Source organism: Rathayibacter sp. AY2B7, assembly GCF_002931635.1.
Taxonomy (GTDB): Bacteria; Actinomycetota; Actinomycetes; order Actinomycetales; family Microbacteriaceae; genus Rathayibacter.
Window position 1 is genome coordinate 1 of record NZ_PSUC01000162.1, and the last position, 4,303, is coordinate 4,303.

A 4,303-nucleotide genomic window follows, 5' to 3' on the forward strand; every position below is an offset into this window, starting at 1 on the left:
GGACCGGCACCGACGAGGAGCTGGACGAGTGCCAGGCCGTCCTCGACGAGGTCCTCGACCTCGCCGGCTCCTTCGTGGAGGCCGTGCTCGACGACCTCGCCGAGCTCGACGAGGTCCCGGCCGAGGAGCAGCTCTCCGCCGTCCGCGCCACCGCTCTCGTGCACGCCGCCGACGTCGTGGTCGAGCACCTCGCCGCCGACGACGGCGCGACCCTCACCGAGCGCGCCGCCCGCGAGATCGCGGTCGAGGCGGGCATCTCCTCCGCGGGATCCACCCCGAGCGACGACTCCGTCCGCATCCCGGTCTCTGCCTGGTGGGACGCGCTGGTCGGCTCGGCCGTGCTCGAGCAGGAGGGATCCGCCGCAGGTCTCGGCGAGTCCGCGGTGCTCTGGCGCAGCTCCGACGCGCACGAGGCCGCCGCCGAGCGCATCGCCTACGTCGCCCGCTTCCTCGAGCAGTGGATCCTCAGCGCCCAGACCGCACTGGCGGCCGCCGACACCGAGGACGGCGCCTTCTCCCCGGAGGAGCGCGCGGTCACCACCACCGATGCCGTACTGGTCCGCATCGCCGTCGCCTGCCAGGCCGAGATCCACCCGGGCCTGGTCGTCGGCGAGCTGGTCGACGAGCTGGCCGCCGACTCCGGAGTCTCGCTCGACGAGGCCCTCGACGAGCGCGAGCGCATGGTCGGCACGGCCGAGCGGATGCTCGACGACACCGCCGAGCTCGGCCTGCTGCTGCACTCGCCCGAGTTCGGCTACGCCGTGCCGGAGGGCCTGGCGCCCGTCCTCGCCTCCGTCGTCCGCGCGACGGTCGTCCTCCTCGGCGAGCGCGAGGCCACCCGCCTCGAGATCCTCGACGAGGCGACCCAGGACACGGCGACGGCCTACGCGCTCCACGTCGCCCTGCTCGGGACCAAGCCCGTCGTCTGGCGACGCCTCGAGCTCTCCTCCGAGTCGTCGCTGCGCGATCTGCACCTCGCGCTCCAGCTCTCGCTGGGCTGGACCGACGCGCAGCCGCACTACTTCAGCGTGGGCGTGCCCGATGAGGAGCAGGCTCCGATCGGCTCGCCGTCCGACGCGGAGGAGTTCGGCGCCGACCTCGTGGACGAGGCGGGCGTCGCGCTCGCCGAGGTGCTCGAGCAGGAGCAGGACGAGCTCTTCTACGTCTACGACCTCGAGGACGAGTGGCGCCACGTGATCCGCCTGGAGTCGATCGCGCCGCTGTCGTCTGCTCTGCCGCGCTGCACGGGCGCGCGCGGCGCGGCTCCGCTCGACGTGCCGGGAGGCCCCGCGGCCTGGGCCGACACGGTGCGGGCGGCGACCGACCCGTCCTCGGCCGACCACGCGGAGGCGCTCGAGGCTCTCGGCCTCGCCGCCGGAGCCTCGTTCGATCCGGCCGCGGTCGACGTCGACGGCATCAACCGCTCGCTCGGACTCCTGCGCTCCGCCGTCTGACGCCCCGCCGCAGGGCATCACCGGAGGAGGCCCCCGCTCCCGCTCACCGCGGGCGGCGGGGGCCTCCTCCGGTGTCGGGCGTCACGGGGTGAGCAGCAGCTTGCCGATGTGGCCGGAGGAGCGCATCACGTCGTGCGCCCGCTCGGCCTCGGCGAGCGGGACCACCTCGTCCACCACCGGGCGCACCGTCCCGGCGGCGACCAGCGGCCAGACCTCCGCGCGCACCTGCGCGATGATCGCGCGCCGCTCCTCGAGGGGCCGGGCGCGGAGGGTCGTGGCGTGCACCGCCCCGCGCTTGCGCATCAGCACCCCGAGGTCGAGCGAGCCGAGCGCGCCGGACTGGTTGCCGATGAACACCACGCGCCCGCCCACGGCCAGCGCCTCCAGGTCGCGGGCCAGGTAGTCGCCGCCGACGGGGTCGAGGATCACGTCGACGCCGCGCCCGCCGGTCGCCTCGCGGATCCGCTCGACGAAGTCCTCCTCGCGGTAGTCGATCAGGACGTCGGCGCCGAGCGCGCGGCACGCCTCGAGCTTGCGGGCGCTGCCGGCCGTGACGGCGACGCGGGCGCCGAGGGCGGCGGCGATCTGGATGCCCGTGGTCCCGATCCCGCTCCCGCCGCCGTGGAGGAGGACGGTGTCGCCGGATCCGAGCCCGGCCACCATCACGAGGTTCGACCAGACGGTGGACGTCGTCTCCGGGAGGGCGGCGGCCGAGACGAGGCCGACGCCGTCCGGCACCGGCAGCACCAGGCCCGCGTCGACCGCGACGTACTCCGCGTAGCCGCCGCCGGAGAGCAGCGCGCAGACCTCGTCGCCCTCCGAGAACCCGGTCGCGTCCTCGCCGAGCGCGACGACCGTGCCGGACACCTCCATGCCGAGGATCTCGGAGGCGCCGGGCGGCGGCGGGTAGACCCCGCCGCGCTGGCCGAGGTCGGCGCGGTTGACGCCGGCGGCCGCCACGCGGACGAGGACCTCGCCGGGTCCGGGGGAGGGCGTCGGCACCTCCTCCAGCACGAGTCGGGAGTCGGGGCCGGGGTTCTCGATGCGGATCGCCTGCATGAGGGGGATGCTACGCCGCGGGCCTCGGCGCTCGCGGTGCTCCCGTCCGGCGAGGGGCCGGCTCAGCGCTGCTCCGCCAGGAACGCCAGCACCGCGTCCTTGAAGCCCCGCGCGGGCACGGTGCTGGTGTGGTCGCGGCCGGGGACGCTCACGAACCGCGCCCCCGCCTCCGCCGCCAGCAGCTCACCGCCGGGAGCGATCGGATCCGCGCCGCCGGTCACGAGCAGCGTCGGCAGGCCGGGGTGCCGCCCGTGCTCCGGGTGCGCCCCGCCGCGGACGCCGTCGGCCACCGCCACCAGTGCCGCGAGGTCGTTGCCCTGCACGCCCTCCGCCATGCCGATGAAGGCGCGGGTGAAGCCGTCGTCGATCTCGCCGCCGGAGGCGACGCGGGCCCGGGCCGCCTCCGCGTCGAAGGAGCGGAGGGGCTCGCCCACCGTCAGCCCGCCGAGGCTCAGCGATGCGAGCCGCTCCGGGTGCTCGAGCCCCAGCACCCAGCTCATCCGGGCGCCGAGGGAGTAGCCGAGGACGTGGGGCGCGTCGAGGTCGTAGGAGTCGAGCACCCGCACCAGGTCGGCCACCATGGCGTCCACGCTGTAGGAGTCGGAGTGGTGCGGCTTCTCGCTCGCGCCGTGCCCGCGCTGGTCGAGCGCCACGACGCGGTACCCGGCCCGGTGCAGCGTCCGCAGCCAGCCCGACGTCTCCCAGTTGAGAACGGCGTGGGAGGCGAAGCCGTGCACGGCGAGGACGGTCGGGGCGCTCTCCTCGCCGACGGAGTAGGTGGCCAGCCGCACTCCGTCGTCGGCCACGATGTACACGGGCGGAGGGAAGGCGATCACTCCACCACCCTGCCCGCCGCCGCGGGGTCGAGGGGGTACCTCGCCGCGGACACGCCGGGCGGAGTCCCGGGAGCGGAGAGCCGCCGGGCCCGGTGTCCCCGGACGGTCAGCGCGGCGGACGGGTGGAGCGGGCGAAGGGCACGGCGATCCAGAGGCGCACGGTGCGTCCCTGGCCGGACCGGATCCCGAGGACGACGCACAGCACGAGGTTGAGCACGGCCAGCGCGAGGATCGCCGAGATCGTCGCGAGCGGCCAGTCGGCGCCGAGCGAGTCGCGCACCGACACCAGCGCGAGGTGCAGCGGGACCAGCATCAGCTGGAGTGCGAGGTAGGTGAGCTGCCAGTTGACGGCGACCAGCCCGTTCCGGTCGCTGAGGGTGCCGATCCGCCGCCGCGACCCCCACACCATCACGGTCGCCGTGAGGGAGATCACGGGGGAGATCACCACGAAGCCGGCGAGCGCCGAGAGCCCGGCGAACCAGACGGCCCGGGCGCCCTTGCGGTCCCGGGTGCGGTGCCGCAGCTCGTCGTCGTCCATCGTCGCCGCCTCCTCGCGCCGGGACCAGTCTCGCACCCGCCCCCGCCTCGAGGCGGGGGATCGCCCCCGAGTTCCGGGGGTTCCCCGGATGGGGCCGGTCCGGGCGCGTCCGTAGCGTGGAGGCATCGCCGGAACACACCGGCAGCACCGCCGGCCCGCCCGGCGGGACCGCATCCCGCCGGGCGACCGGCACCCGAGAAGGAGCACACCGTGACCACCGACGACCGCACCGCCCGCCTCTCCACCCCCGCCGACGAGCAGCCGACCGTGGACCTGGGCGCGACCGCCGTCCTCACCGAGGAGCGGCCGTCCGCCGGGGAGCGCCCCGCCGCCGAGGAGCCCGCCTCCTCGCAGCAGGCCCGCGCCCCCTACGGCACCGCACCCGGGACCGCAAGGGCGCCCGGGCCGTCTGGTTC

At 75.7% G+C, this 4,303-nt stretch carries 5 protein-coding genes; 2 read left to right on the plus strand and 3 right to left on the minus strand.

Translation table 11 applies throughout. The annotated features are described in order from the left end of the window. On the plus strand, positions 1-1,454 hold a 1,454-nt coding region (locus C5C27_RS16645), incomplete at its 5' end, for a plasmid pRiA4b ORF-3 family protein (RefSeq protein ID WP_219813197.1). Positions 1,455-1,535: 81 nt separating this feature from the next. On the opposite strand, the gene C5C27_RS16650 is transcribed toward C5C27_RS16645, so the two are convergent. From C5C27_RS16650 to C5C27_RS16660, 3 genes are all read right to left on the minus strand, one after another. Continuing rightward, positions 1,536-2,513 carry an NAD(P)H-quinone oxidoreductase gene (locus tag C5C27_RS16650; RefSeq protein ID WP_104314957.1) on the minus strand — a complete coding sequence of 326 codons (978 nt, stop codon included), beginning with the start codon at positions 2,511-2,513 and terminating at the stop codon, positions 1,536-1,538. 62 nt (positions 2,514-2,575) lie between these two features. Continuing rightward, positions 2,576-3,349, minus strand: a complete 774-nt coding sequence (locus C5C27_RS16655; RefSeq protein WP_104314958.1) for an alpha/beta fold hydrolase — start codon at positions 3,347-3,349, stop codon at positions 2,576-2,578. Between the two features lie 106 nt (positions 3,350-3,455). After that, positions 3,456-3,923, minus strand: coding sequence for a DUF4870 domain-containing protein (locus tag C5C27_RS16660; protein ID WP_181127854.1), 468 nt, complete (start codon positions 3,921-3,923; stop codon positions 3,456-3,458). 174 nt (positions 3,924-4,097) lie between these two features. Here C5C27_RS16660 and C5C27_RS16665 point away from each other — a divergent pair. After that, the coding region (locus C5C27_RS16665; protein WP_146079734.1) for a hypothetical protein at positions 4,098-4,303 on the plus strand (206 nt) is incomplete at its 3' end.